Origin of the sequence: Providencia sp. PROV129 (assembly GCF_028482245.1) — a bacterium.
GTDB lineage: Bacteria > Pseudomonadota > Gammaproteobacteria > Enterobacterales > Enterobacteriaceae > Providencia > Providencia vermicola.
Map to the genome: position 1 here is coordinate 345,360 of NZ_JAMPQD010000006.1, position 26,616 is coordinate 371,975.

25 protein-coding genes are annotated in these 26,616 nt (G+C 37.4%); 13 read left to right on the forward strand and 12 right to left on the reverse strand.

Translation table 11 applies throughout. The annotated features are described in order from the left end of the window. Positions 1 to 54: 54 nt before the first annotated feature. Positions 55 to 882 (forward strand): PhzF family phenazine biosynthesis protein, encoded by an 828-nt coding sequence (locus tag PSF27_RS04465; protein WP_272680940.1) that lies wholly within the window; start codon positions 55 to 57, stop codon positions 880 to 882. A 55-nt stretch (positions 883 to 937) separates the two neighbouring features. Here the strand turns inward: PSF27_RS04465 and PSF27_RS04470 are convergent, their stop codons facing one another. Together PSF27_RS04470 and hisN are read right to left on the reverse strand one after the other, a co-directional pair. Beyond that, complete coding sequence (locus tag PSF27_RS04470; RefSeq protein ID WP_272680941.1) at positions 938 to 2,098, reverse strand: MFS transporter; 1,161 nt, start codon at positions 2,096 to 2,098, stop codon at positions 938 to 940. A gap of 28 nt (positions 2,099 to 2,126) precedes the next feature. After that, entirely contained in the window at positions 2,127 to 2,927 is an 801-nt protein-coding gene (hisN, locus tag PSF27_RS04475; protein ID WP_272680942.1) for a histidinol-phosphatase, read from the reverse strand. Positions 2,928 to 3,013: 86 nt separating this feature from the next. On the opposite strand from hisN, the gene PSF27_RS04480 reads away from it, so the two are divergent. From PSF27_RS04480 to PSF27_RS04490, 3 genes are all read left to right on the forward strand, one after another. After that, complete coding sequence (locus PSF27_RS04480; protein ID WP_272680943.1) at positions 3,014 to 3,787, forward strand: DeoR/GlpR family DNA-binding transcription regulator; 774 nt, start codon at positions 3,014 to 3,016, stop codon at positions 3,785 to 3,787. A 77-nt stretch (positions 3,788 to 3,864) separates the two neighbouring features. Next, entirely contained in the window at positions 3,865 to 4,788 is a 924-nt protein-coding gene (locus PSF27_RS04485; protein ID WP_272680944.1) for an alpha/beta hydrolase family protein, read from the forward strand. A 25-nt stretch (positions 4,789 to 4,813) separates the two neighbouring features. Continuing rightward, a complete protein-coding gene (locus PSF27_RS04490) occupies positions 4,814 to 5,410 on the forward strand; it encodes a LysE family translocator (RefSeq protein WP_272680945.1) in 597 nt (198 codons plus the stop codon). Positions 5,411 to 5,449: 39 nt separating this feature from the next. Here the strand turns inward: PSF27_RS04490 and PSF27_RS04495 are convergent, their stop codons facing one another. After that, positions 5,450 to 6,232, reverse strand: coding sequence for a GNAT family N-acetyltransferase (locus PSF27_RS04495; protein ID WP_272680946.1), 783 nt, complete (start codon positions 6,230 to 6,232; stop codon positions 5,450 to 5,452). A gap of 173 nt (positions 6,233 to 6,405) precedes the next feature. Here PSF27_RS04495 and yqfB point away from each other — a divergent pair, with 173 nt between their 5' ends. Then, positions 6,406 to 6,726, forward strand: a complete 321-nt coding sequence (gene yqfB / locus PSF27_RS04500; RefSeq protein ID WP_272680947.1) for a N(4)-acetylcytidine aminohydrolase — start codon at positions 6,406 to 6,408, stop codon at positions 6,724 to 6,726. Here the strand turns inward: yqfB and PSF27_RS04505 are convergent. After that, on the reverse strand, positions 6,723 to 7,589 hold the full coding sequence (locus PSF27_RS04505; RefSeq protein WP_272538436.1) for a LysR family transcriptional regulator: 867 nt from the start codon (positions 7,587 to 7,589) through the stop codon (positions 6,723 to 6,725). The two genes, yqfB and PSF27_RS04505, sit on opposite strands and share 4 nt — an antisense overlap. 95 nt (positions 7,590 to 7,684) lie before the next feature. Here PSF27_RS04505 and PSF27_RS04510 point away from each other — a divergent pair, with 95 nt between their 5' ends. Next, entirely contained in the window at positions 7,685 to 8,599 is a 915-nt protein-coding gene (locus PSF27_RS04510; protein WP_272680948.1) for a DMT family transporter, read from the forward strand. 51 nt (positions 8,600 to 8,650) lie between these two features. Here PSF27_RS04510 and PSF27_RS04515 read toward each other — a convergent pair whose 3' ends face one another. The 4 genes from PSF27_RS04515 to PSF27_RS04530 form a co-directional block, all read right to left on the reverse strand. Further along, positions 8,651 to 9,172, reverse strand: coding sequence for a GNAT family N-acetyltransferase (locus PSF27_RS04515; protein ID WP_272680949.1), 522 nt, complete (start codon positions 9,170 to 9,172; stop codon positions 8,651 to 8,653). A gap of 142 nt (positions 9,173 to 9,314) precedes the next feature. Then, complete coding sequence (locus PSF27_RS04520) at positions 9,315 to 10,301, reverse strand: D-cysteine desulfhydrase (RefSeq protein ID WP_206084348.1); 987 nt, start codon at positions 10,299 to 10,301, stop codon at positions 9,315 to 9,317. Between the two features lie 16 nt (positions 10,302 to 10,317). After that, positions 10,318 to 11,745 (reverse strand): Na+/H+ antiporter NhaC family protein, encoded by a 1,428-nt coding sequence (locus tag PSF27_RS04525; RefSeq protein WP_272680950.1) that lies wholly within the window; start codon positions 11,743 to 11,745, stop codon positions 10,318 to 10,320. A 168-nt stretch (positions 11,746 to 11,913) separates the two neighbouring features. Further along, on the reverse strand, positions 11,914 to 12,456 hold the full coding sequence (locus PSF27_RS04530; RefSeq protein WP_272680951.1) for a GNAT family N-acetyltransferase: 543 nt from the start codon (positions 12,454 to 12,456) through the stop codon (positions 11,914 to 11,916). Between the two features lie 144 nt (positions 12,457 to 12,600). Here PSF27_RS04530 and PSF27_RS04535 point away from each other — a divergent pair, with 144 nt between their 5' ends. After that, positions 12,601 to 13,452 carry a helix-turn-helix domain-containing protein gene (locus PSF27_RS04535; RefSeq protein ID WP_272680952.1) on the forward strand — a complete coding sequence of 284 codons (852 nt, stop codon included), beginning with the start codon at positions 12,601 to 12,603 and terminating at the stop codon, positions 13,450 to 13,452. Here PSF27_RS04535 and PSF27_RS04540 read toward each other — a convergent pair. Beyond that, positions 13,449 to 14,348 (reverse strand): LysR family transcriptional regulator, encoded by a 900-nt coding sequence (locus PSF27_RS04540; protein WP_272680953.1) that lies wholly within the window; start codon positions 14,346 to 14,348, stop codon positions 13,449 to 13,451. The two genes, PSF27_RS04535 and PSF27_RS04540, sit on opposite strands and share 4 nt — an antisense overlap. A gap of 116 nt (positions 14,349 to 14,464) precedes the next feature. Between PSF27_RS04540 and PSF27_RS04545 the strand changes: the two genes are divergently transcribed. The 4 genes from PSF27_RS04545 to PSF27_RS04560 all read left to right on the forward strand — a co-directional run bounded on the left by PSF27_RS04545 (position 14,465) and on the right by PSF27_RS04560 (position 20,018). Next, complete coding sequence (locus tag PSF27_RS04545; protein ID WP_272680954.1) at positions 14,465 to 15,643, forward strand: MFS transporter; 1,179 nt, start codon at positions 14,465 to 14,467, stop codon at positions 15,641 to 15,643. Between the two features lie 84 nt (positions 15,644 to 15,727). Further along, positions 15,728 to 16,942 carry an MFS transporter gene (locus tag PSF27_RS04550; protein WP_272538431.1) on the forward strand — a complete coding sequence of 405 codons (1,215 nt, stop codon included), beginning with the start codon at positions 15,728 to 15,730 and terminating at the stop codon, positions 16,940 to 16,942. 86 nt (positions 16,943 to 17,028) lie between these two features. Beyond that, a complete protein-coding gene (gene ada / locus PSF27_RS04555; protein ID WP_272573612.1) occupies positions 17,029 to 18,111 on the forward strand; it encodes a bifunctional DNA-binding transcriptional regulator/O6-methylguanine-DNA methyltransferase Ada in 1,083 nt (360 codons plus the stop codon). Between the two features lie 500 nt (positions 18,112 to 18,611). Then, positions 18,612 to 20,018: an aminotransferase-like domain-containing protein gene (locus PSF27_RS04560; protein ID WP_206084369.1), complete on the forward strand. Its 1,407-nt coding sequence runs from the start codon at positions 18,612 to 18,614 to the stop codon at positions 20,016 to 20,018. A gap of 59 nt (positions 20,019 to 20,077) precedes the next feature. Here the strand turns inward: PSF27_RS04560 and PSF27_RS04565 are convergent, their stop codons facing one another. Further along, positions 20,078 to 21,319, reverse strand: a complete 1,242-nt coding sequence (locus tag PSF27_RS04565) for an MFS transporter (protein ID WP_272680955.1) — start codon at positions 21,317 to 21,319, stop codon at positions 20,078 to 20,080. A gap of 536 nt (positions 21,320 to 21,855) precedes the next feature. On the opposite strand from PSF27_RS04565, the gene PSF27_RS04570 reads away from it, so the two are divergent. Continuing rightward, entirely contained in the window at positions 21,856 to 23,001 is a 1,146-nt protein-coding gene (locus PSF27_RS04570) for an MFS transporter (RefSeq protein WP_272680956.1), read from the forward strand. A gap of 34 nt (positions 23,002 to 23,035) precedes the next feature. Here the strand turns inward: PSF27_RS04570 and ydeE are convergent, their stop codons facing one another. Both ydeE and PSF27_RS04580 read right to left on the reverse strand, forming a co-directional pair. Beyond that, positions 23,036 to 24,226 (reverse strand): efflux MFS transporter YdeE, encoded by a 1,191-nt coding sequence (gene ydeE / locus PSF27_RS04575; protein WP_272538428.1) that lies wholly within the window; start codon positions 24,224 to 24,226, stop codon positions 23,036 to 23,038. A 311-nt stretch (positions 24,227 to 24,537) separates the two neighbouring features. Next, positions 24,538 to 25,695, reverse strand: a complete 1,158-nt coding sequence (locus PSF27_RS04580) for an iron-containing alcohol dehydrogenase (protein ID WP_206086002.1) — start codon at positions 25,693 to 25,695, stop codon at positions 24,538 to 24,540. A 737-nt stretch (positions 25,696 to 26,432) separates the two neighbouring features. Here PSF27_RS04580 and PSF27_RS20995 point away from each other — a divergent pair. After that, entirely contained in the window at positions 26,433 to 26,573 is a 141-nt protein-coding gene (locus PSF27_RS20995) for a hypothetical protein (RefSeq protein WP_272680957.1), read from the forward strand. Positions 26,574 to 26,616: the final 43 nt, after the last annotated feature.

A 26,616-nucleotide genomic window follows, 5' to 3' on the forward strand; every position in this document is an offset into this window, starting at 1 on the left:
TAGCGCATTATTATTCCCATAGTAAATATGGTAGTAACGACGTCAGAGGAAAAAATGAAGTATATTTTTGAGCAAGTGAATGTTTTTTCAGCCAGTAAACTGGATGGTAACCCATTAGCCGTTGTTGTTGGGGCGGATAACCTAACAGATGTACAAATGAATAAATTCGCAAAATGGACCAATTTAAGCGAAACCGTTTTTCTATTGCAGCCAACAAAGCCCGAAGCAGATTATCGTGTGAGAATTTTTACGGTAGAAGGTGAGTTACCGTTTGCAGGGCATCCGACTTTAGGGAGTTGTTTTGTGTGGCAGCAAACCTATGGGCAGCAGCAGAAAACATCGATAGTTCAAGAATGCAAAGCAGGGTTTATCGCAATTAAAATGGTGGATGGCCGGTTGGCATTTAAGGCACCACCACTCATCCGTAGTGGTGAAATTGCTCAAAATGAAAAAATAAAGGTATTTAAAGGGTTGGGGATCACCGAAGATGATGTTGTTGACAGTAATTGGGTAGATAACGGCCCAGGTTGGATGGGGATTCAGCTTAAGTCAGTGGACACACTCTTAAATATTAAGCCTGATTATTTTCAACTGAAGGGCTATGATATCGGCTTGTGTGCGATTTACCCTGAAGGTAAAGATAAACAGCTCGAAGTCAGAGTTTTTTGTGGTACCAGTTCAGTAGAAGACCCCGTGACAGGAAGCTTTAACGCGGGTGCGGCACAATGGTTAATCCCTCAAGGAAAACTCCCAAAACAGTATACTGTTGGCCAAGGGCAGTGTGTTTATGGCGAAGGGCGAGTGTATGTGAGTGCAGATGATGACGGAATTTGGATTGCTGGTGATGTAATTAACTGCATCAGTGGGACGATTGAACTCTAATTATTTGGTTATCATAAGGTTGCCATTCATTAGCAACCTTATGATATTCATTAGACTAAACGCGGATAAAACGGGTAACAAATGCAATAAATACTAATAATACAGAAATCATTAAAAGGGCAGTCGCTAGTGTTAATTGGAATGCGACAAAGCCAATTACTGCAGGTCCCGCCAAGATCCCTAAGTAACCCAATGTCGAAATCGCAGGTACAGCCAAGGCTTCTGGCATCGTGTTTTGTTTACCCGCTGCAGAAAACATCACAGGAACGATATTCGATGAACCAGCTCCCACTAAAGCAAAACCAATAATTGCAAGGGTTAAATAAGGGGAAATAACTGCGATTACGAAACCAAGGCAAGCTAGGAGTGCACCTAGAAAGACTACACGAGCTGAACCGACCCGCATCACTATTTTGTCACCCAGTAACCGGCCAATCGTCATTGTTGTAGCAAAAGCAGCAAAACCCAAACCACCTAAGGTCTCTTTAAGACCATGGTGTTCGATTAAAAATACGGCCCCCCAATCTAGCACAGCCCCTTCGGCAAGGAACACAGCAAAACAGACGATACCAATCACCAATACAATCCCTTTAGGGATAGCAATAAGCGGGCCTGTTGGGGCATTCGCATACGTAATTAAGCCGTTATAACAGATGGCTAATAAAACTAACGCAATAACAGAAACAAAAATAGACGCTAAAGTCGCGGATACCCCTAAGAGCAGAACTAAGCTCATAGTACCTGCACCCGCAATTCCCCCGACACTGTAGAATCCATGAAAGCCCGACATAATAGGCTTATCTGAGGACTTTTCCACAATGACGGCTTGCACATTCATCGCACAATCGGTCAAGCCAATAAAAATACCAAATAATAATAAGCCTGCCACCAGAAAAATGATGCTAGAAAGTGACGATAAAACAGGAAAAAGCATACAAAAACCAATAGTTGCGATAACCATCAAGCGGCGACAACCATATTTGGCGGCTAATGCTCCTGTCACTGGCATGGCAACAAGTGCACCACCACCAAAGCAAAGTAGTAACATGCCAAGTGTTGCATCATTTGCTCCTGTATTGACTTTGACATAGGGGACGATAGCCGCCCATGCTGCGGTAACAAAACCAGCGATAAAAAAGATAATGCGCGTGGAAATTTGCTCCCTTTTCGCAGATGCTAAGTGAACAGTGGTATTAACGTGTTGAGTAGATTGCATTTTTTATAATACTTTTTTAAATGATAAATTAACTACCTGAATTTAGGATAGTCAGAACGCGCTCATGAAGGATTGGGCAACCCGTTGCGACGACAGCCCCGCCAGATTCTGCACGTTTTCCTTCAAGTGTGGTAACGACTCCACCCGCACGCTCTATAATAGGGATTAATGGAACAATATCATAAGGTTCCAGTGCGAATTCAACACAAATATCAATTCTTCCTGCTGCAAGCATTGCCATCCCATAGCACTCTCCACCATAGCGGGTCATTAAAACACGTTCATCGAGCGCCTTAAAGTGAATATCAGGTCGAGATAATATTGGTTCTGGGGACGTCGTATGTAATATAGCCTGTTCTAATTTAACGTTTTTTCGAGTAGCTAAACGAGAATGTCCATGCGGGCTACTCGTCCAACTGCCATGCCTATCTGCCCAAAAGCGTTCCCCAATATAAGGTTGGCTCATCATGCCCATCACGGCTTTTCCCTGTTCAGTCAGGCCGATTAAGTTAGCCCAAAGTGGAATACCACATAAAAAAGGGCGAGTACCGTCTATCGGGTCGAGTACCCATTGAATGTCACCATCCCCTGAAATTCCATACTCTTCACCCATGATAGAGTGATTTGGATAGGTTTTAGTGATGTGTTCGCGCATGGCTTTCTCAGCCAGCTTGTCTGCTTGCGTGACAGGGTCAAAACGATAATTAGCCTTTGTCTTGTTTTCAACCACACTGAGCTCACTAGTGCGGTAATAATCGAGAGAGATTTTCCCCGCAATATTTGCGAGTTCATGTAAAAAGAAGCTGTCAGGTAGCGGTAAGTTGTTCATATCTTCTTCCTTATTACGTTGTAAAGAGGGATTGACATAATTTTGTGCTCGATTATGATCACTTTAAAATAATTAAGAGGTATTACATGCTCGATTATGCAGCTTTTCCAGAGCAAAGACAAAATAAAATTCGCCAATTGTTACGTGAGCAAGGGCGAGTAATTTGTACTATCCTTGCCCGTAATATGCAGGTTTCTGAACATACAATTCGTAGGGATTTAAATGAATTAGCTCAAGAAGGCGTTTGTCGTCGAGTACATGGCGGAGCGGTGAGTATACTTGATGAATTAGGCTCGTTCGAGCAAAGAATCGAGCAAAATCAAGCGGAAAAAATTAAAATTGCACAGGCCTGTAGCTTGTTAATTAAACAAGGGGCGTGTGTATTTATTGATACAGGCTCAACGAATCTAGAAATTGCACGCAATTTACCTGCACATATTGCGTTTACCGTGGTGACAAACTCTCCCGCCATTGCAATTGAATCAATGAAAATGCCGCTTTGCGAAGTGATTTTAATTGGTGGGAAATTAAATCGTGAAATTGGTGCCAGCATTGATACATCGGCAGTTAACCAAATTGCTCATATTCATTTTGACCAATGTTTTATTGGTGGCTGCGCTTTAGATCCACAGATGGGGGTGACTATTTTTGACTATGAGGAAGCTGAGTTAAAAAAAACACTCATTGAGCGTAGTAACCAAGTCATTATGGGGGTTACTGCAGATAAGTTACCAGGTGTTGCCCGCTACACAATTGCAAACTGCGATCAAATATCTATTTTGGTAATGGATAAGAATTTGAACTCAAATATCGTTGAATTATTTGCAGAGACTTCACTAAAAATAGTGATGACAGATTAACAAGTGGAGCATGATAAGAACCAACTTAATAACCTTATTTTATATAATGGCGAATAAAAATAACTCATGGTTTCTCTATGACAATTAAACTGACTGTACTTTTAACTTCTTTTTGTTCATTTAGTGTACTTGCTGCACCTAGCTCATATCAAAAACAAACCTTACTCAATGATGGTAAAGAAATTCATTATTACGTTATTCAAAAAGGTGATAACAAATCGCAAGATTTGCTAGTTTTATTGCAGGGTTCAGATTGCAAAAGCGTGGTAAATAACCCCAATATGGTTAAAAACTTTGGTGCAGTTTTTCCCAGAAACGATATTTTATTAGTTGAGAAAACAGGGTTGAATAGTTTAGTCGGCGCAGACGGTGAAGAAGCGTCAGAAGAAGATTGCCCTGTAGAATATATGTCTCAAGATTCTCCTATTGAGCGAGCGGATAATTATGTGGCGGTATTAAAACAACTCAAAAAAGATTATCAACATATTATCTTATTAGGGGGTAGTGAAGGGGCGTTAGTCACGCATTTAATTGCAGCTAAAGGCGACTTTATTTCGGCATCCATTGCGCTAAATGTGGGTGGGCAATATTTTATCGATGATGTGCTTTATAGCATTAAAAATAATACGCCAAAGGAAGATGTCGCTAATTCATTAGAGGGCTTTAATCAATTTGCGCAGGCGGCAAAGCATAAACAATTAAATGATGACCAGTTTGTCAGTGGTCATGGGCCACGCTGGTGGTATGAAATGCTGACGATTGATAACTTGAAATTAGTGCAGGCAATTAAAACGCCGCATTTGGTTATTCAAACTATGGCAGACACGAATGTCGATGCTTACAGCACAGAAAGAATGATGAGCCAAACGAATAACCCATCAGTTAATTTTAAAAAATATGAAAAACTCGACCACTTCTTTAAGGATAATAAAGGGCAATTGCACACTGAGATGATTGTGAAAGATATTCAAAGCTGGTACAGCAATGCTGGATTAAAATAGATAACTAAATATAAGGTTTGTATCTGTGGATATACTGGGTTTTATAGTGACGTTGCTTCCAATCGTTGTTTCCCCAGGGGCAAGCTTTGCAATTGCGCTGAATAGTACATTAACTCAAGGAATGAAAGGGCTACTTGTTCCAATCATTGGGACTGGGTTAGGGATATTGACTCATGGCTTATTAGTTGGTATTGGTCTATCAAAAATTCTAGCCTCTTATCCATGGGCAATGCGTTCAATCGGTATTTTAGGAACATTATATTTAGTTTATTTGTCTATCACATTAATTAACACAGGTTTAAAAGTAGGTAAAAGTACAGCAAATAATGTGATAAGGACAGTTACGGTTAAAGATGCGTATTTAGCCAATCTACTTAATCCCAAGGCAATTGTTTTATATTTAGTGGTGGTATCAAACTTTGTTGGCACAGACCCTTCTCTAATCAGTTTTCTGGTTTTATCTAGTATACATGTATTGATGATGGCGGCTTGGTTGGCGGTATCATGTGGAAGCCTTATTATCTTTTCCTCATCAATTCAAATTAATACACTGAGAAAATATATTAATATTGGTGGTGGTATATTGCTGTTACTGATTACACTCATGCCGTATTTATTTTAAATAGCATGTACCTTTATGGCTCAGGTACACGCTAAATATTTATTCCGCAATAAAACTTAAGTAGCTAAAAATAGGCTCAAAACCCAGTTTTTTGTAGATTGAAAGCCCGTCTGATGATGCCTCTAATACGCACTGTTCAAGACCTTGCTGGTTGCAAACTGCTAATGCGTGTTTGATAAGTATTGTCGCAAATCCTTTTCCCTGAAATTGAATATCAGTGCCAATATCATCCAACCGTGCAGTTTTATCATTTACTGTTAAAGTTAAGGTAGATACAGGTTGCTCACCAGAAAATAAGACAAAATGCATCATATTGGTTTGTTTGTCTAATGCCCTTTGGTGGTAACGAATATATTCATTAATGACGATGCCGTCCTCTTCCTCATCATCGGAATCTGCAGGAAATGCGGTAATCAACGGTTGTGCCCAATCACTCAACCGTTCATTACATTGCTCAATTCGGTAGCCAGTCTCAATTGATGGTGGCTCCTTAAATAAAGACAGTGAGGATTTTGGTAAAATCATTGCTGTAGACTCGCCATCTGCAATGAAACCTCGCTTCTCAATTTCTTGCTCAAATTGGGGCAGTTCGTCTTGATGAACAACTAATATATAAGGTTTAGATTGTTGCTTAAATGTATTTTCTGCCTTTTCAAACTCGCTAAGATTAGTACCTTGGTGCAGGTATATAAAATTGAAAATAGGTAAATTGAGTTCAGAAAAATAGCTAATAGTATTTTCACTAATCTTTAAAGTGTCGGAACAAATAGCAGACCAAAAATGTTCTTCTTGTTGGTAAAATAAGGTTTCGTTATTATTCATTATTGATATCCAGTTTTTTTAATCATGTTCAGATATAATTGTATAGAAAGCCTTGCTCCAACAGTAGAGTAAAGGCAAGCCACAGCACGAAAACAACCATTTGGTTGCATTTTGGCGATGTTATAAGAAAATGTGTTTTCAATAGGTTTTTTAATAAAATTTAGAGAAAAATTATGAATGATGCACCAGATACAATTACGTTTTTTGAGCGATTACTGCCATTGGTGGTATCTGGAAAAAAGGTAATCACAATCCGTGATAAAAGTGAAAGCCATTACGTACCAAACACAACCGTTAAGGTATATGCGCTTGAGACAGGGAAATATTATACCGAAATTGAAATACTCTCTGTTGAGCCTATTTTCTACAATGATATTTCTGAGTACCATGCAGAACAAGAAGCAATGACATTAGATACATTGAAAAAGCTCATTAAAGAAATTTATCCGACAGAGCAATCTTTATATGTGATCACCTATCGGTTATTAAATTAACCATACGTTTTTTTAGCAATTTGAATAAAAGCCTTTGTCGCGGGTGACAGTTGGCTTTTATCATTAACAGCAAAGGCGATATTGCGTTTAACTGGCGGGTCTAGTGGTTTTACAACAATATTTTGAATGTAATCTGGAATTGCAAGCTGTGCAACAATTGAAACAGCATCACCGCGAGCAACTAAAGCAAATGTACTAAGTAATTGCCGCGTTTTAAATTGGATTCTTGGTGTCAGCTTTTGTGCATGAAATAAGTCTAACACGAGTTTCCCAGACCCTGCCTGCGTTAAATTAAAAGGGTATTTGCACAATTCTTTCAATGAAATACTTGGTAGGTTTGTCAAAGGATGATTTTGAGGGAGAATAGCCACCATTTGGTCGTCTTTTACTTTAAAAGTATCAAACCGTTCATCAGGTAACACAACTACACCGATATCAATACGCTTTTCTTGTAACCACTGAGCGACAGTTTCGTCATCACCTTCATCAACCACAATATTAATCAGCGGGTATTTTTGGCGAAATTGGGCTAAAAGTGGTGGCAATAAGTTTAATGATGATCCAGGGCCAAAAGAACCAATCCGTAAAACACCTGCTTGTAAACCATTGGATGCAAGAGCTTCTTGTTTTATAGCTTCTTGGATATTTAGCATATGGTGAGAATGCAATAACAGTGTTTTACCTATTTCAGTTAATGTTGTTTGATTTTGCTCACGAGTGAATAGCATAACATTGAGATCTTTCTCTAAGGATTTTATCGCGTGAGAAACGGCGGACTGGGAAATATTTAGTTTCATTGCCGCTAAAGTAAAACTTCTTAATTCAGCTACGATGGTAAAGATTTCAAGTTGCGTTAATGTCATGAGTAAACACTCATTAGTTTATGATGTTAGATTAGGGTTAGCTTATCAGTGGGAAAGAAATTAACAAGATTTATCTTTATCGCTGAGAGAACAAAATGCAAAACACAGTAACGATAGCAAAAAAGCGCTCACTAAATATTATTGTCATTCAAATGGTGTTTGTTTCAGTTATTTGGGGAGGTACATTTATTGCGGGTAGAGTTATCCAACCTGAGATCTCCCCTTTATTGTCTGCAACATTACGTTTTCTTTTTGCTAGCCTTTCATTAATTTTAGTTTTGTTTATTGGCCGTATTGGTTGGAAACGCATTTCAGTGAAGCAATTTTGCCAAATTATAGTGTTGGGGGCGAGTGGGGTATTTATTTATCAAATTTTATTTTTCTATGGGTTACAAATTATTCCTGCGTCACGAGCCGCTTTATTAGTCGCAATTAACCCTGCAATGATTGCATTAATTTCATTTATTCTATGGAAAGAGAAAATTTCAATTAAAAAAAGCATTGGAATCAGTTTTTGCGTAATAGGTGCAATTATCTTATTGTCTGATAAAACACCAGACTCAGATGGGGTTGTGGTCAGTAGCGGTGATTTAGCTATTTTAGGTTGTGTGATTAGCTGGGGGATATATACCGTCGCAGGTAAAAACGTTATCCAAGAAATAGGGGCATTACATACTGTGACTTATGCGGTTTTGTTTGGCACTATCTTATTAGTCCTTACATCTGTTTATACACAAGAAATGAATTTTGGGGCGCTGTCTTTGTTATCTGTGGGCGACTTAATCAGTTTAAGTTATTTAGGTGTCTTAGGGTCGGCTATTGCTTATGTATGGTATTACCAAGGTGTTGCACAACTAGGGGCTGCGGGAGCAGGATCATTCATTGCGCTTAATCCGTTAAGTGCTGTTATTATTGGTACGCTTTTTCTTAATGAAAAAATGAGTTCAATGATTATCATTGGTGGGGTATTCATCATACTGGGGATAATGATAACGAATAAGAAACAGTAAAAACTGAGTTGCTCGCCAGTATGTGTAGAGCAACTTATTTTATATTCTAAACTAAAGAGTTTTGTACATAATGTACTCAAGGGTTTGTTGGGATTTACTTTTAAATAAAATTTCCTTGAAGATTTGCAGCCCATTCGATTGGTATAACTGGATTGCCCGAGAATTACTGGCAAGCACATCTAACCAGAGTGCGTTAGAGCCTTTATTTATGGCTATATTTTCAATGAGTTTGAAGGTTAATTTCCCATAACCTTTTCCTGTCGCTGAGGGTAAAAAATAGAGTTTATTTAATAACGTTCCAACGACTTGAGTATCGGGTATTTTTTCTTGATGTGTGAGCTTCACTAACCCTATAGGAAACTCGGATTCAATAACATACCACTCTATGTTTGTCTGGCTAATATCATGGATGATTTTATCAGCACTGTATTCCTGATTTAAGTATTCAAATAACTCATCTTTATTATTCCAGAGCACCGCAAAATGGTGCATATAGCTTTGCATACCAATTTCATGGAGAGTTAATGTATCTTGTTCACTGGCTAATTTGAGTGTGATAGGCATTGGTGTCATTGCGCTGTCTCTATGTCTACTAGGTGGATTGATATCCATTAATAAAAATGAGCTTATCAGAGGATTTTTGATACAAAGAATATAATGAAAATATTAGGTAAAAGAAAAGGGCAAAAATGCCCTTGGGGATAAACTGGAGCGATTAAATTGTTTGGCTAATATCTGCATAAGCAAACAAGGCTTGTGCACCGCCAGTATGAACAAACAACACAGGTGTTTTTTCGGCTGAGTTTTCTAAATAGTCAATTAAACCCGCCATAGCTTTTCCAGTATATACAGGGTCCAGTAATATGCCTTCTTGCTGAGCAAGAAGTGCAATCGCTGCAAGACCTTGCTGGTTAGGCATCCCGTACATGGGAGCAAAAAAACTATCCCATAAAATGACGTCAGGCACTTGATTCAAGGCTAATAGCTGGGCTAATTCATTCTGTAGCTTTTCAACTTTAGGGGCTTGGTCTTGCTGCTTTCTTGAGACTGTCACTCCAATGACTTGGCTTCGAGGTAACAATTCTTTTAATCCAATAGCAAGACCTGCATGTGTGCCAGCACTACCTGAGGCAACGATGACTTTATCAAACTCAATGTTTTCTGGTTTCTGCCCAGCAATTTCTACCGCACATTGAATATAACCTAATGCGCCTAAAGCATTAGAGCCACCAACAGGCACAATATAGGCATCACGAAGTGACTGTGATGTAATGAGTTCTTCCATTTGGGCTTGTGGATCAGTTAATTCATCGCACATAACACAGCGCGCACCAAATAAATCCGTCAATAACTTATTACCATTATGCAGGAAATTTGTGTCATTGCTTTGAATTGGATTTTCTAATAAGGCCACACATTCCAAACCATACATAGCAGCAACTGCCGCGGTTTGTCTAACGTGGTTTGATTGAATTGCACCCGCAGTAACAATAATCTTTGCATTTTTTGCTAGTGCATCTGCCATAAGAAATTCAAGCTTACGTAATTTATTCCCACCCATAGCGAGAGGGGTCATGTCATCACGCTTAATATAAATTTCACGGCCAAACCTTTTCGACAAGTTATCAAGACGATGAAGTGGTGTTGAGGTTTTTAATAAATCAACTTTTTCAAATTGGCGTAGTGTTTGTTGAATTGACATCTAAATTTCCGTGTAATTAGTGGGTAAAACCAAGATAAAGGTAAATAGCAAGCACGACACTGGCCGTCACTAATGCATAAGGCATTTGTGTGCGAATATGTTCAATATGCTCACAATCTGTTGCCATCGAAGCCACAATAGCATCTGCAGAAATAGGCGACGTCATATCACCAAATATTGAGCCTGAAATCGCAGCGCCAATCATATACTCTACAGGCATTCCTACTGATAAGCCTAATTGCACACCAATTGGGATCATAATTGCAAATGTTCCCCACGATGTACCTGTTGCTAACGACATAATTGCGCTAATAATAAAAATAAAGCCAATGGAAAAACCAGGTGCCATTACCCCTTGGGTAACTTCAGCAATATAAGCACCGGTATTGAGTTCAGCAGAAACATCGCCCATTAAGAATGCCAAAATCATAATAGAGCTTATTTTTAGCATGTTGGCATAACCAATAAATAACTCTTTAAAAAAACTATCGATATTTAATAGACGACGACCAATGAACCAACAAAATGACACAGTAGTACCAAACATTACTCCCCAGTAAACAGAGGTTGAGCCACTACCTTTACTGAAATCGCCATCACCAGTGATATAAAGAGCGATAGGCACCATTAATACAGTGGATAAAATAGGAATAAAGAAATTTAGCGAAGAGTGAGCATTTGGATGATTGATAATCTCTTCTTCATTGTCTTGAACATTAGATGTTGAAATATTTCCAGCAATAAACGCTTGTTGATACTTGTCTTCCGCTTTTTTCATCGGTCCCCATGAAAAATTCATGAAGACATAGATTAAAATCGTACCGAGGGATAACCAAGCCATCAGGTTATAACCAATAGAGGTAATTAAAATATCAAAAGGCTCACCTGTAATTAACCCTTGTGAAATTTGTACGCCAATTAATCCCATGATAACGGCTCCCCAGCCATTAATAATGGCGGAAGAACAAACCGAAACGCATGCAGTTTGAATTAGATAAGACATTTTTTCTGGTGCGACGCCATATTGACGTGCCAAATTTTTGGTAGAAGCACCTGCAACTAATTGGTTAATGGAGCTTTCAATAAATATGAGGGAGGTAATCACAATAGCCAGTAATTGTGTTGCTGTACGGTTTTTGATTAACCGAGTTTTATTTGTCAATAATTGAACGAGGGCTCTAACACCCCCAGTAACAACAACCAACCGCATAATTCCACCAATCATCACCATAAAAACAATAGTGCGAGTATTTCCTGCGGATGAAAAGGTGTTAATAATACCATCAACGGTGCCTTTAACACCTAAAAGAACGTTCTGATCATTAATAACCGTAAAACCTACAAGTATTCCTAACATTAGGGAAAGCATTACTTGGCGGGTGAGTATTGCCAATATAATTGTCACAATAGGGGTGATTACTGTCCAAATACCATAGTCGTGCATGTGTTTACCTGTTAATCCTATATAAAAATTTAAATTTTTGACTTTATAATTATCGAAAAATCATAGCATTAATTGGTAAAGGGTAGAATATGTTTGTGCGTTTAGAAATGTGTTGTGACAATAAAAAAGAATAAGGCATTCAGTAAGATGGCCTTATTCTCTTAAACATTACAGTAATGAAAGCCATTCTTGTTTTGTAAGTCGGCTTATTTCTTCAGTTTTTGTTTCGCCAATTAATTTAATAAATTGAGGTGCCAAGGTTTTGTAATATTTAAAACCACATTTTTCTTGTGCAATTTTTGATTGCTCATTGCCTTGAAAATAGCCACACCATAGATTATCTAATTTTAGGTCTATGAATCCATGGCGAATAATTTCTTTAATAGATTCAGGTATCAATCCTTTACCCCAAAATGGTACGCCGATCCAATAGCTGACTTCAGCATCATTATCCCCTATAGGGAAATTACTTTCATGGCTTAAAGATAATCCGATTAGGCCAATTGCGCGCTTGTCTTCTTTTAAAGTAACGGCATAAATTTCATCGCGCATGAAAATCTCTTTAATAATCATACGACTTTCTTCAACGCTTTGATGTGCAGGCCAACCAGCAACTGGGCCTATTCTTTCGTCTTTTGCATAAAAATATAGATCTTCAGCATCCGTTTCTTGCCATGGACGTAAAATCAGTCGTTCTGTATAAAGTACCATCTGTTTTCCTCTTAATGATGGAAGTAATTAATGCGTGTATTTTAGGTATTAATGAGTAATATTTAAGAGGTAAATTTGTTCATTTTAGGTACTTATGACAACTATTGTGGACTGAGGCACTGTTTGCTAAGAGGGACAAACGTGATGTTAAGCATACAAACATGTTTGATTAATATTCCAGAAGCGCTCCGCATTGGCGTGACCAATATGGATAAAATGCAGAAAAAACAATTATCTTCATCATACGTAACAGTGTGCATTTGTTTGCAAGGCTGCGCGATTTTTAGTATTAATTTTAGGCAGTACCGAGTACAAAAAAATGACCTGATTGTTTTATATGATGATACCTTTGCCATGCTACAAGCAAAATCACGATGTTTTAACCTTGAATATTTGTTAATTGATAAAAAATTTGCCACCTCTATTGCTTATTCGCTGCCTCAACAGTTATTTGCATTTTTTAATGACTACCCTATTATTCAAATCCCTATAGAAAAGCATGAGTTGTTTGATTATTGGAAAAAAATCATGCTTTCAATAGTGATTGAACGTGGAGAATATTGGCAATTACAATTGAAAAACCATTTGCAAAATTTGTTTTTGGAAATCAGTAATGGCACTAAAACGATTTTAGTTAAACCTGAAAAACGAAATAGGCAAGAGCAACTTTGTTGGCGTTTTTGGGGCTTAATCACACGGCATTGTAAACAGCATAAAGAGGTTAAATTTTATGCTGAAAGATTATCGATAACCCCATTTTATTTATCAAAAATTAGCCAAAGCTTCTTTAATGATCCACCAAAGGTGTTGATAGATAGACAAGTTATTTTAGAAATAAAAGCATTACTTGAGATTGGCAAATTATCAATAAAGGAAATAGCAGATGAAGTTAATTTCGAAGATACCTCGTATTTATGTCGTTACTTTAAACGGCATACAGGAATAACGCTGACAGAATTTAAAAAAGGAGTAAGGTTTAAAACGGGGAAAAGCTAGAGAGGCTCTATTTTGGTTGAATATTTCTTTATAAAATCAATGAAACACCGTAGGCGAGGTGATACCGCTTGGTTTCGGTAATAAACGGCATTAATGGGCTGGCGAATAACTACGGTTTCTTTTTCTAAAACTTGCACCAATTGACCACTGGCAAATGCGTCCATGGTTACAAAATCGGCAGAGCATAAAATTCCAGCGCCTTGCATTGCGAGGTGGAATAAGACTTCACCACTTGTCCCTGCAATATTGGGTTTAATTTTAAGTAAATCTTCATTTGAATTTTTTACGGGCCAAATATTCAGTGAGTCGGGTTGAGTAAAGCCCAGTAAACAGTGTTTTTTTAATTCGTTGCTATTTTGTGGCACACCATACTTTGCTAAATAAGCAGGGCTGGCGACTAATCGCTTTTGACTAAAACCTAATAAGGTGGCATTGAGTGATGAGTCTTTTAGTACGCCAATGCGAAAAGCCACATCAATTCGATTTTCTAATAAATTAGTGACACCTTCATAATTATGAATTTCAAGTTCAACTTGTGGGTAACGCTCATGGAATAACGGGATCAGCGGGGCAATTACATGTGTCAAAAAAGGGGTTGAGGCATCAATACGTAGCTTACCGGAAGGGATGGCTTGGCGGACAGATAGCATTTCTTCTGCCTCGTGAGCGAGATCAATAATCTCTCGCGCTTTTTGCAAAAATGCGGTGCCTTCATCACTGAGCTTGATCGAACGTGTTGTTCGGTAAAGTAACGTTGTATCCATTTTTTTTTCAAGCCTAAGTAATGCCCGGCTTACCGTTGAAATGGTCATGTTTAATTGTTCGGCAGCTGAAGTAATAGAACCAGAGTCAACGACACTGATAAAAGCTTGAAGTTCTTCAAAGGTTATTTTCATTATTGCATTTCCAGCAAAAGTTATTTTCACCTTAGCGTCTTTTTCATTGGCTTTCAATATGGAAAAATTCAGCCCATTAATAAATGTTAATAATTTATTTCAATAAGGCTGAAAAAATGAGAATTAACACTGCACTGTTGGCACTAGCAGTAGGCGCTTTTGCTATTGGAGCAACTGAATTTTCCCCAATGGGAATGTTACCTTATATTGCTGATAATATTCAGGTTGATATTCCATCCGTTGGGTCAATAGTTGTTATTTATGCCCTTGGTGTGATGATAGGTGCTCCAATCATGACATTATTACTGGTGAAGAGAAAACCGAAAGTGGCATTGGTATTCTTAATGTCTATTTTTACGGTAGGAAATTTACTTTCAGCAATGTCTCCCGATTTGGTGACCTTATCAATTTCACGTTTTATTACTAGCTTAAACCATGGTGCATTTTTTGGGTTAGGGGCCATTGTGGCCGCGAGTGTTGTTCCACCGAGTAAGCAAGCTAGTGCAATTGCAGCCATGTTTATGGGATTAACTATTGCCAATATTGGTGGTGTTCCGCTCATGACCAAATTAACCCAAGTCGTGGGATGGCGGGAGGCATTTTATTTAATCGCCGCACTTGGATTATTAACTATTGCGAGTTTAATTTGGGCTTTACCCAACAACCTTCAAGGGCGAGACGTTAACGTTAAAAACGAATTACGTATTTTACGACGACCACAAGTGATGTTAGGCATGTTATCGACAGTATTAGGAGCAAGTGCAATGTTTACCCTATATACTTATATTACTCCGATGCTGATGGATTTCATCGATGCTTCCGATCAAATGATTACCATCATGTTAGTGATTATCGGTGCGGGTTTTACAATGGGTAACTATTTAGGTGGTTTATTTGCAGATAAATCATTATTCGGCACGCTGATCATCTTTTTCTTAATGTTAGCGTTAAGTATGGCAATATTCCCATTCATAGCGACTAATGCTGTTGGTGCAGGGTTAGGTTTATTATTCTGGAGTATTTTTAGTTTTGGTATTGTCCCACCAATACAAATTTTAGTGATGAATGCAGCTACAGGTGCACAGGCGTTAGCTTCCTCCGTTAATATTGGTGCATTTAACTTAGGCAATGCGATTGGTGCAGCGATTGGTGGGGCGGTATTATCCTATGGCTATAGTTATTCAATGATTAGTTTTATGGGTACTTTCGTTGCTGTTTTAGGTATTGTTGTCATTTTTGTTATTTTTCGCAAAAAATCTGATACGAAAGTTGAGACTGAGATTGTTTGTGGCTAATCGAAAAGCAATAAACGGAAAGTCGAAATATAAGGTCTTTCTTTAATGTAGAAGAAAATCTTCAACAAATAAGAAAGGCCAAACATGAATTCAGATAAAATTTTTAGCAAAGTTGCCTATTCAAATTTATTTGCTCAAATGTCAGAGCAAATTGCTTTAGCGGTAACACCTCTTGTTGCTGTACTGATACTAAACGCCTCTGCCAGTGACACAGCTTGGCTACAAATGTTGCAGACATTGCCTTTTCTTATTGTGTCACCATTTATTGGTATTGTTGCCGATCGACATAGTGCTCGCAACCTAATGATATGCTCTGAAGCGATACGTATTGCCGTTTTAGGAATGATTTTTGCGTTATTATTTTCAAAGCTGCTTTCATTCGCATTATTAATTTTGTTTGGATTTATTGGCGCTGTTGGTACGGTAATCTACAGTGTTGCTACTTCAGCCTATATTCCAGCCGTGATCCCTAAAGACCACCTAATTAATGCGAATCGATGGATTGAACTTGCTCGAAGTTTATCTTATACGGCGGGACCTGCGCTAGGTGGTGTACTGGTTGGTTATATTGGTGCGTCATCTGCCTACAGTTTCGCCATTATTTTATCGGTGATTGCTTTAATTTTAATTTTTCAATTGCCCAAAGAGCACAAGAAAACGCTAGTTTCAACATCACTATTAAAACAATTAAAAGAAGGTGCTGACTATATTTTCCATAATCCGTATTTAAAGCCTATTTTATTGACGGCATTATTTTTTAATACAGCCTGGTTTATTATTCAGGGAGTTTTTACGGCATATGCAGTGACAGTATTACAACTTTCAGCACAGCAAATTGGTATTGCGATTTCAGTTTACGGAATAGGAATGATTGTTGGCGCACTTGGTCTACGCCACTTATCTTTGCAGTTTAGCTATGGGACTTTGGTAATATTTGGGCCTGTTTGTGGTTTATTCGGTGCGACAACCTTGCTATTTACTGTCTGGAATTCATCATTTTACTTAGTTTGCTTTGCTTATTTTTTATTTGGTGCTGGACCAATTATTTGGACGATATCCACAGTTTCATTACGCCAGTCGGTGACCCCCAATTTGCTGATTGGGCGCGTTTCTGCATTGATGTTAACGACTTCATTTGGTGCTAGGCCATTGGGGTCAGCCATAGCCGCAATTATTGCTACATTATCGGGTGTAGAATATTGTTTATGGGCAGCTGTTTTTTTCTTTGCTATCCAATTAGGGATTATTAGTCAGTCACCTGTTCGGGCATTAAAAGCCATGCCTGCAATAAGCAGCTGATGTCATAATTAAAAAGCAAGCTGCGGAGATTCTTTATGTGGCTTATCCGTCATAATGACGTTATTAAATTAGGAAAGGACATTATCATGACGATTAAAAACATATGGAAAACACCAGAACAGCGCTGGCAAGCAGTTGTTGAAAGAAATAAAACAGCGGATGGCCATTTTGTTTATGGTGTAAAAACGTCACTTATTTACAACCATCCATCTGCGGCTGGGCGCTTGCCTAAACGAGAAAATATTGAATTTTTTGATAATGAAGCCCAAGCGATTGCACAAGGTTATCGCCAAGGAAAACGACATCGTACAGAGGCAACGCAATTAACACAATTTTATAAACAGAAAATAGAAAAAGCTTGCCGTTATATTGAGCAAAATAGCCAGTCGTTAACGCTGGCCGAATTGGCAGATTATGTCGGGATCAGTCGTTACCATTTTCATCGATTATTTAAATCACAAACGGGGTTAACGCCAAAAGCTTATGCGGACGCTTTTCGGCATAAAAAATTGCAGGCTCAACTGCAAGAACAAGAGCGTATTACTGATGCAATTTATGATGCAGGGTATCAATCAAATAGCCGTTTTTATGAAACATCAACACAGCGATTAGGCATGACGCCACGAGCTTGGAAATCAGGTGGAAATGGTAGCAAAATTTATTTTGCACTTGCTTTATGTTCATTAGGAACAGTATTGGTTGCACAAAGTCTGATCGGCGTATGTGCAATTTTACTTGGGGACGATCCTGAAAAGTTACTTAATGATTTACAAGATAAATTTCCAAATGCTGAATTAATCGGTGGTGATATCAACTTCGAACAAGTTATTGCTGACGTTGTTGGTTTTATTGAAGCACCAGAGATTGGTTTTAATTTGCCGCTTGATATTCAAGGAACTGTATTCCAACAGCGTGTATGGCAAGCCTTGCGTGATATTCCTGTTGGAAAAACGGTTAGCTACAGTGATATAGCAAAAAAAATAGGGAACCCTAAAGCGGTTAGAGCAGTCGCGAGCGCATGTGGGGCAAATATGCTAGCGGTGGCTATTCCTTGCCACCGAGTGGTGAGAAATAATGGCGAACTATCAGGTTATCGCTGGGGTATCGATCGTAAACAGGCCTTATTATTAAAAGAGGCACAAGGTAGTTTAACCAAAATCAGCGAGTAACTCGATTAAAGTGCAAAGTTAATAATCGAGTTTATTAAGGAGCACCTTAATAAATTATTCATAATCGATATTAATATTTTCTTATTCTCTCATTTAGTTGTTCATAACAGAGATAAATATAATCTTTATTTATTAAAATGTGAGGTCCCCATTTTATATCCTTTAAAAATCAATTTGATAACAAGATTTTTTACATGGGGGATGGCTGATTTATATTTTTTGCCCTTTATATTTTTCATATCTTTTCTTTTTGATAAACATATTTAGTTTTTTAAATAACCATAATATTGGCTGTAATAAGATAAAATTTGGGTATGGTTTACCCCTTACGTTTTTTTCATATTCCATAAGTAATCCTAATGTTCTGCTCATTTTTATTAAGAATTACATGGAGGAAAAATATAAAAAAGTGACAGATATGATTTTTTGCAAAATACAGATCAAAAGCACTAATTTTTGTATTACATTATTCATACGGGGAAAATGAAAAGGGTTTTGCTGTGTTACTGTACAAACAAATTGCACAAATGTTGCAAGAAAAAATTAAGCGCGGAGAGTTTCTTAGTGGTGAAAAGCTGCCATCAGTGAGGGACATTGGGAGAGCTCATGATGTCAGTATTACCACGGCGCAACTTGCTTATCGTGAACTTGAAAGGCTACAGCTCATTTATGCGGTACCTAAATCTGGGTACTTTGTGATCCCCGAAAAAACGGAATCTTTATTACCGAAAGTCGCGAATTATATTCAAAAACCTGTTCAGATCGCACAGTGGAATCCGACCATGGATTTTTTACGTGTTGCTGAACGAGAAGGTGTAACATCTTTGTCTTGTGCCGTGCCAAATATTGAAGATAAAAGTTTAGATCCATTGTGGCAAGAAATGACAATGGTAACACGTAGAAAGCAATCACTGACACTTGAATATGATAATTTACAAGGGCTTGCTGCATTAAGAGAACAAATTTATTTAATTTCAGATGATCGCCACCTTTTTACGCCTGATGATGTTGTCACGACAACAAGTGGGCATCAATCGTTATCTATTGCCTTGCAAGCTTGCACACAAGGGAATGATGTTGTTGCAGTCGAGTCGCCAACTTTTCCAGGGCTATTACAGACATTGTATGGTTTAGGAAGAAAAATAATTGAAATTCCTATTGATCCTGAAACAGGTATAAACCTTGAAAGGCTAGAAGAGGCTTTTGAGTGTTGGAATGTGAAAGCAGTGGTGGTGACACCAACGTGTAATAACCCGATGGGTTGTATTATGCCTGATAGTAACAAGCGGCGTTTACTCGAAATTGTTGAAAAATATCAAGGAACCGTCATTGAAAATGATTGTTTAGCGAGTTTGGCGTATCAATACCCACGGCCGTCAACGATTCAATCACTGGATCGAAATGGGCATGTAATTTTATGCAGTTCATTTTCGAAAACGGTTGCTCCAGGAACACGTACTGGTTGGATAATTCCAGGTAAATATAAAGAAAAAGTTTTGCACTTAAAATACTTATCCCATTGTTCTGGTGAAATTTTTATGCAACAAGTGATGGCTAATTTCCTAAAGGAAGGGCATTATTTTTTGCATTTACGCCGAATGCGTCAACATTATAGTGAGCTTCAGTGCCAATATAAGGAATTAGTGGAAACACATTTCCCTGCAAATACCCGAATATCGAGGCCACAAGGCGGTTTTTCACTTTGGGTGGAACATTTACCCGTAGATAACCGTAAATTACGGGATATTTTGCATCGCAATAAAGTCACAGTATTAACAGGAGAACATTTTTCTACAGGTGACTGCTTTTCTAACCATTTGAGGGTGAATTATGCGCTACCTTTGATCGCGAGGAGGCGAAATGCGATTAAAATTTTGGGGGAGGCATTAAAGGTCACAAGTGTATAATTTGGTGCTCCCCCCTATGACTTAAACTTATGTAAGATAGGGGGGTAATAAACGATTAATCAGCTAGCAATTTGTGTTTTACGGTTTTTAGTGATTAACATATAAATCAGATATAAAAGCGTAAAACCAGCTGTATACCCTGTAAAGGCCATCCAGAAAGTTTTCCAGTCGACAACGCCATTAATGGTATTGAGCTCAATAACCCAGCCACATAATACCGCCCCTAAGAATGTACCAAACCCATTAACGAGTGTAGTGAAAACGCCCTGAGCAGTGGAGCGAAATTCTGGGGCAATTTCTTTTTCCAAAAATAATGCGCCAGCGATATTAAAGAAATCAAATGCACAACCATATACAATCATAGATAAGAAGAGGGCCAGTGTGCCTATTGCCGTGAAATCACCATAAGCAAATAAACCTAATCGTAAAATCCATGCAATCATGCTAAGAAGTAAGATAGTTTCGATTTTGAATCTTTTTAATAAAATAGGCAGCAATAAGATAAAAATAATTTCAGAAAATTGTGAAATAGACAAGAAGATAGTGGGGTATTCAGAGAAAATAGAGCCTCTGGCTTCGGGGGCTAATGCCATATCCTGTAAAAATGGAACACCAAATGTGTTGGTTATTTGTAATACAGAGCCTAATAGCATGGCAAAGAATAAAAAAACTGCCACTCTTCCTTTTTTAAAAAGCAAGATAATATTATGACAACTAAAGTTAGATGTCTCAGCTTTTTTAGTATTGATACTATTAGTAGTAATGAAAAATATAGAAAATAGACCTAGAGCAATTGAGGCGGCAGCCCCTACATATAACTGGTAATAACTCATTTCTAGTTTTAATAAACTAATTGTCCACATTGCGACAATAAATCCGACAGTTCCATAAACTCTGATTTTTGGAAAATGAATCTCTGAATCTAATTTTCGTGTACCTAACATTTCAAACACAATACTATTACAAATTGAAATGGTTGGCATGTAAAACATTAAATGAATTAATGTGGCAATAAATAAAAGAGTGATTGTATCACTATGCGCCATGACGATTAAAAAAATTGCAGAAAGAAAATGAGTAGAAACATAAACTAACTTTCTATTATTAATTTTATCGGCAATAAATCCGATGATAATGGGTGAACATAACGCAGATATTCCTAATGTACTGAATATTAATCCTATTTCACCGCCCTTTAAATGGAGTGTATTAAAAAGGTATGAGGCAAACGTGACAAGCCATGAGCCCCAGATAAAGAATTGCAAGAAAGAAACTATTTTTAATCGAGTTGTAATACTCATGCCTGCACACCTTGATTTAACCTAAACATATTTAAATGCAATTGTTAATTTAACTGATTGATGTCATTTTTTTCATAATCAACAATAGATGCGTTTATCTGATTATTGTTTTTGCATTATAAGATAGTGTATTGCTCAGTTTATTGATGTAAAGATGGCTATTTATGAATTAGTTAGGCAGATGGTCGATTTTTAATCGCTATTAATACTTAACTTGTTACATCTAAGTCGTACAATTGTGTCTGTGAACGAAAGATAAAATATAGAATCTATTAAGAATAGTTTATTAATGCTCAATGTTTTAATCTGCTATTGCAATAAAATCAATTTTAGTGTTTAATCAGTAAACATTTCTATTACTTTCTCCCCTCTGTTTTCCTTGGTTTCTTTTATTCCCCCAGATATTCAATTTCAGTGTTACACCTCTTACCTATTAAAATGTTTTTCATTCATCGAATCATCATCTAATAATCCCACAATGGCTCTTCTCTGAAGCCTAACTTATTTTTTAACTTAAAATCTTAAAAGAGTATGCTATGACTTCATATCGTTGTTTACTATTTGTATTAGCAATATCGGTATACCTTGTTGGTGCAACTGAATTTATGCTTTCCGCAATAATGTTTCCATTAGCGAATGCTTTTAATGTACAAGCATTACAGATTTCATGGTTAATATCCGCTTATGCATTCTCATATGCGCTAGCTGCGCCTGTTGTCGGGTTCTTATCGGATAAAATGGATAAGCGCAAAATGTTACTCGTTGCGATGTTATTTATCTCAATTGATAGTATTGCAATAACGTTTGCTCCTAATCTCTTGATAGCTCTTATTTTACGTGTTTTTGGTGGCGTTGCTTCCGCTGCCTTAGTGCCGATTACGTTTGCTTTTATTTCTGATGTCATCGATGAAAACAAACAGGCCATTGCAATGGGATATGTCATGCTGGGAATGACGCTTGGTATTATTACAGGGCCAATTCTTGCAGGGGTAATGACACAGTATTTTTCATGGAGAATGCCATTTATATTTATGGCAGTCGGAGGGCTTTTGGTGTTGTTTATTTCCATTAAGGTTTTGCCGTCTGTTGCTTCGTCAACGGTAAAACAAGGCTCATTCAATATTTTTAAGCATGGAATGATCAGTAAATTTATTATTGCTAAAGGAATTTGGAATGGTATTACTGTTTGCCTATTTCTACTGGCAGGTGAAATATTACGAAGCAGGTATCAATTTAACAGTGCGATGACTGGTAGTTTAATGGGGTTATTTGGAATTGGTTTAATAATAGGTAATAGTATTGTTGCAAAAGTCGTTTCATACAAGGTTTCCGAACTATCACTGGTGCTAGCAATAATTAGGCTTTTATTCATGATTATTCTTCTCTTTATTAGTGATTGGTTAACATTAATAGGTGATTGTTTTTGTTTGTTTGGATTTGGCGTACTATTAGGTTTAATTTCACCTATCAGCACTTCGTTACTTGCCAGACTAAATGTGAACAATAAAGGTTTGATATTATCAATTTCAGAAAGCTTTAATAATATTGTGTTGTTATTGGCTATCCCACTTTTTTCTTGGTTGATTTCTGAAGGCCGTGTTTTAACGTCTACCATATTAATTAGTCTATTATTTAGTATAGTAATATTTTTTATTACAAGAGTAAAAGTAGCAATGAGATAGCAGTATCCTTGCTGATAAGCAGCAAGGATAGTGATTAGGCTACATGATCCAACTGGTTTTGCCGCAATCTCATTCCATTTAACATGGATAGCCAAGCTAAAAAAGTAATTATCATCAAGATAATAAAGATAAAATAAGCGGGTAATTCAGTTAAAATTACGCCAGTCATCATTGGGTTAAAAGCACCACCTAATAAACCTAACGATTGAGCTGAAAAATAACTTGCTTTCATACCTTCAGGGGCAATGCTATCAATCAACATGTATTCACCTGGAGCATAAATCAGTTCCCCTAAAGTGAAAAGAAAAGCACCAATAGCCCAAATATAGAGATTTTCTGCTGCAAACATGAAAGTGGCTAAACCCAGTAAGAAAAATAAACTTCCTAACGTCATTAACTTTTTCAAATTGTCTGGGGTGATCCGTTTTCCGACAGTGTATTGCAACGTTACCACAACGACCGCATTCACAGGGAGTATGACGCCGATAACGACTTGTGCAAAATCGCTATTTGCTACCGTAATAACATATTGAGAAATCCAAGTGGTAAACGTCCCAAAAACTAATGACCCTAAGAATGTTGATAAAATAAACCAAGCAAGTACACGGTCATGTAGCATTACAGCTGGGTTCCATGGTCGTTTACTGCCATCCTGATGCTGTGCAGGTTTTATACTTTGAACAAATCGCTGAATGAAAAATATCGGGAAGGCTGCCGAGATAGCGGCCAAATAAAATGGCAAATTGATACTGTACATTAACAGCCAAGTTCCAATAGGCGGACCGATCGTCCATCCGATATTGATAAAAGTATAATTTAAGGAAAAGACTTTAGCTTTTAACGATAAGGTCAGAGTATCTGCAAAATAAGCTTTAAGAACAGTAGAAAAAACAGAATAAGAACAATTGATCAAGGAGAAAAATATGATCACTAAAATGGCATTATTGGAGAGGGGAATAGCAATGAATCCGCCAATAAATGCAACTACAGCAAGTAGCATGCACCGTTTTTTGTCAACCCTATCGGCGAGCATACCAAAAGCCATGCTAAATAGCACACCAACAACCATCGCCAATGACATAGCTACCCCAACAGTATCAATTGCCATTTGATACTCTCGGGTTAGGTAAATGGCCATAAATGGTAGTGTTGCCCCACGGCCAATGGTCAGAAGTAAAGACGATGCAAGTAACGCACTGTTAGATATACTGAATTTCGCTGACATAACACACGACCTAGGATTTTTATTATTGTTAACTGTTTGTTTCAACTAAAAGATATTGTAATAAAATACATAAAATCAGTGCGATGAGAAATGGACAATAATGCGCTAAATAGAAAACAATATTTTGAGGAGATCAATCTGCCATTATCGATTAATTATATTGTAATATGAAATCAGTTAAACCGTATTAAACGTTATATGCTGAGAATAAATCGCACTAAAGTCGGGGGAATAATTTAGGTAGGCTCTTTTTGTTTTTAAATAGAAAGATGTATAACTACACCTCTCTATTTAATCAACGGGCATTAAACTTACAGTGCCGCAGTATAGACACGGCGACTTACATCAAGGGTGATGTCTTGGTGCTCGCCTAATTCAACCATATTATGTGCTTCTAAACTTTTTACTAGGGGCTCAATAACATCGGATGAAAGCTGATAATCACTAAAATGTGTGCCTACATTCATGGCTTCGAAAAACTGACGGGTTAACTCAATCGATTTTAATGCTTTCTCTTGGTCGTTCCCGTTTGTGATCCCCCACACTCGTTCAGCGTATTGTGCCAATTTTGTTTGTTTTTGTGGCAATTTCTCAAGCAACATTGATGGCAGCACGATTGCGAGTGTTTGTGCGTGATCTAAACCATAAAGCACAGTAATTTCATGGCCTAACATGTGAGTAGACCAATCTTGTGGAACACCAACACCAATTAAGCCATTGAGTGCTAACGTCGCTGTCCACATTAAATTTGCACGGATGTCATAATCTCTTGGGGTTTCGAGTGCTTTAGGACCAATGTCTATGAGCGTTCTCAATAAACCTTCTGCGAAAGAATCTTGAACATAGGCATTCACAGGATAGGTTAAATACTGTTCAATAACATGAACGAATGCATCAACTACACCATTACTAATTTGGCGAGGTGGGAGTGTGTAGGTTTTCACTGGGTCAAGAATTGAAAACTGTGGAAAAACCTTATCACTCATAAAGGCTAACTTAGACTGTAATTCTTCACGTGTAATTACGGAGCCTTTATTCATTTCTGAGCCAGTTGCGGGGAGGGTTAATACAGTCCCAAAGGGTAATGCAGTTTGAATTGTTGTACCGCCCTTTGTAACAACTTCCCATTTGTCACCAGGATAGTTAACTGCCGCAGCAACAAATTTTACGCCATCAATCACTGAGCCACCGCCAACAGCGAGTAAAAAATCAAAGCCTTCCTTTTCTATTTTATCAACCGCTTTGATGAGAGTTTCATAGCGCGGATTAGCTTCTATCCCACCAAAAAGTGAAAAATGTCTTGAACCTAAAGCGCGTTCAACCTCATCTAATGTGCCCGTTTTACGTGCGCTTTCACCGCCAAATAAAATGAGAACTTTTGCACTTTCAGGGATCAATCTGCCTAATTCACTTATCTTTCCATCCCCAAAAACGATGCGTGTCGGGTTATAAAACTCAAAGTTATTCATATATAAGCCTTAATAGAAAAATTTCTTGGTTAAACGGCAAAAAAGTTACCGTATTTGATAGCTTAACAAGAAATAGTATAACTTCTAATAATATTAGAGTTTATCAATTTGATGGCTTTGGTATATTATTTTTTAGTTAAGTAATTACATTGTTATAATATTTACTCCTGAAAGTAAAGAAAAGACACATTAATAAATTATTGTTTGCTATCTTTAAGATTCCACAACTAAATAAAAGGAATTAAGATGGAAGTATTAGCAGGGGAGCAATTAGAGGAAACGTTAAATATAGACTCATGGGTTAACCTAATGGACGAGGTTAATCAATTAAAAGCAATAACTATAGGTATAATATAAGAAAACAATGGTTCTCAATATGAATATAATGTTTTGTACGCCAAGCAAAGTTAAATAAACTTATTAGGTGGTGATGACGTATTGATAAGCAATGGCGCTAATGGATTATTAGTGGATGAAAAGGGAGAGAATGTATTTATTATCAACGGTGACTTACTAGGTTGGAATTCGATTTATAGTTTGGGTGGGGAAAATACGATTTATCTCGTGAATTTTAAGCATATGTTATTAGAGAAGCACCAGATCATATCAGCAACACAACACGTTATCACTACGAGTCAGAAAAAGGGCGAACAATAAAAATATTTCAATGCCTGAATAGACAAGCGCCCAAAATTGTTCATCAACAATGGGACAATGATAGTCGGTCAGATAACGTATTGCAAAAGTTAGAGTATTTAGTGAGCACACTCGCTTCTGTCCGTATGCAAGATGAGACACTCAGTACCACGAGTGGTGATTTAAATAATACTTTAGCGACGTGGGAATCCGTAAAACTAGTCAAAAATCATCTGATTTAGACCATAATATTTTAAATTAATCAGTATTTTGGGTATTTAAGCA

What these genes read in the sequence shown, in the direction of transcription:
- PSF27_RS04515 (WP_272680949.1), bottom strand. Translation starts at nt 9,172, where the DNA reads ATGACACCAATGCCTATCACACTCAAATTAGCCAGTGAACAAGATACA.
- ada (WP_272573612.1), top strand. Translation starts at nt 17,029, where the DNA reads ATGACGATTAAAAACATATGGAAAACACCAGAACAGCGCTGGCAAGCA.
- PSF27_RS04510 (WP_272680948.1), top strand. Translation starts at nt 7,685, where the DNA reads ATGCAAAACACAGTAACGATAGCAAAAAAGCGCTCACTAAATATTATT.
- PSF27_RS04550 (WP_272538431.1), top strand. Translation starts at nt 15,728, where the DNA reads ATGAATTCAGATAAAATTTTTAGCAAAGTTGCCTATTCAAATTTATTT.
- PSF27_RS04570 (WP_272680956.1), top strand. Translation starts at nt 21,856, where the DNA reads ATGACTTCATATCGTTGTTTACTATTTGTATTAGCAATATCGGTATAC.
- PSF27_RS04480 (WP_272680943.1), top strand. Translation starts at nt 3,014, where the DNA reads ATGCTCGATTATGCAGCTTTTCCAGAGCAAAGACAAAATAAAATTCGC.
- PSF27_RS04565 (WP_272680955.1), bottom strand. Translation starts at nt 21,319, where the DNA reads ATGAGTATTACAACTCGATTAAAAATAGTTTCTTTCTTGCAATTCTTT.
- PSF27_RS04530 (WP_272680951.1), bottom strand. Translation starts at nt 12,456, where the DNA reads ATGGTACTTTATACAGAACGACTGATTTTACGTCCATGGCAAGAAACG.
- PSF27_RS04580 (WP_206086002.1), bottom strand. Translation starts at nt 25,695, where the DNA reads ATGAATAACTTTGAGTTTTATAACCCGACACGCATCGTTTTTGGGGAT.
- hisN (WP_272680942.1), bottom strand. Translation starts at nt 2,927, where the DNA reads ATGAACAACTTACCGCTACCTGACAGCTTCTTTTTACATGAACTCGCA.
- PSF27_RS04520 (WP_206084348.1), bottom strand. Translation starts at nt 10,301, where the DNA reads ATGTCAATTCAACAAACACTACGCCAATTTGAAAAAGTTGATTTATTA.
- ydeE (WP_272538428.1), bottom strand. Translation starts at nt 24,226, where the DNA reads ATGTCAGCGAAATTCAGTATATCTAACAGTGCGTTACTTGCATCGTCT.
- PSF27_RS04465 (WP_272680940.1), top strand. Translation starts at nt 55, where the DNA reads ATGAAGTATATTTTTGAGCAAGTGAATGTTTTTTCAGCCAGTAAACTG.
- PSF27_RS04525 (WP_272680950.1), bottom strand. Translation starts at nt 11,745, where the DNA reads ATGCACGACTATGGTATTTGGACAGTAATCACCCCTATTGTGACAATT.
- PSF27_RS04470 (WP_272680941.1), bottom strand. Translation starts at nt 2,098, where the DNA reads ATGCAATCTACTCAACACGTTAATACCACTGTTCACTTAGCATCTGCG.
- yqfB (WP_272680947.1), top strand. Translation starts at nt 6,406, where the DNA reads ATGAATGATGCACCAGATACAATTACGTTTTTTGAGCGATTACTGCCA.
- PSF27_RS04485 (WP_272680944.1), top strand. Translation starts at nt 3,865, where the DNA reads ATGACAATTAAACTGACTGTACTTTTAACTTCTTTTTGTTCATTTAGT.
- PSF27_RS04545 (WP_272680954.1), top strand. Translation starts at nt 14,465, where the DNA reads ATGAGAATTAACACTGCACTGTTGGCACTAGCAGTAGGCGCTTTTGCT.
- PSF27_RS04535 (WP_272680952.1), top strand. Translation starts at nt 12,601, where the DNA reads ATGTTAAGCATACAAACATGTTTGATTAATATTCCAGAAGCGCTCCGC.
- PSF27_RS04505 (WP_272538436.1), bottom strand. Translation starts at nt 7,589, where the DNA reads ATGACATTAACGCAACTTGAAATCTTTACCATCGTAGCTGAATTAAGA.
- PSF27_RS04540 (WP_272680953.1), bottom strand. Translation starts at nt 14,348, where the DNA reads ATGAAAATAACCTTTGAAGAACTTCAAGCTTTTATCAGTGTCGTTGAC.
- PSF27_RS04495 (WP_272680946.1), bottom strand. Translation starts at nt 6,232, where the DNA reads ATGAATAATAACGAAACCTTATTTTACCAACAAGAAGAACATTTTTGG.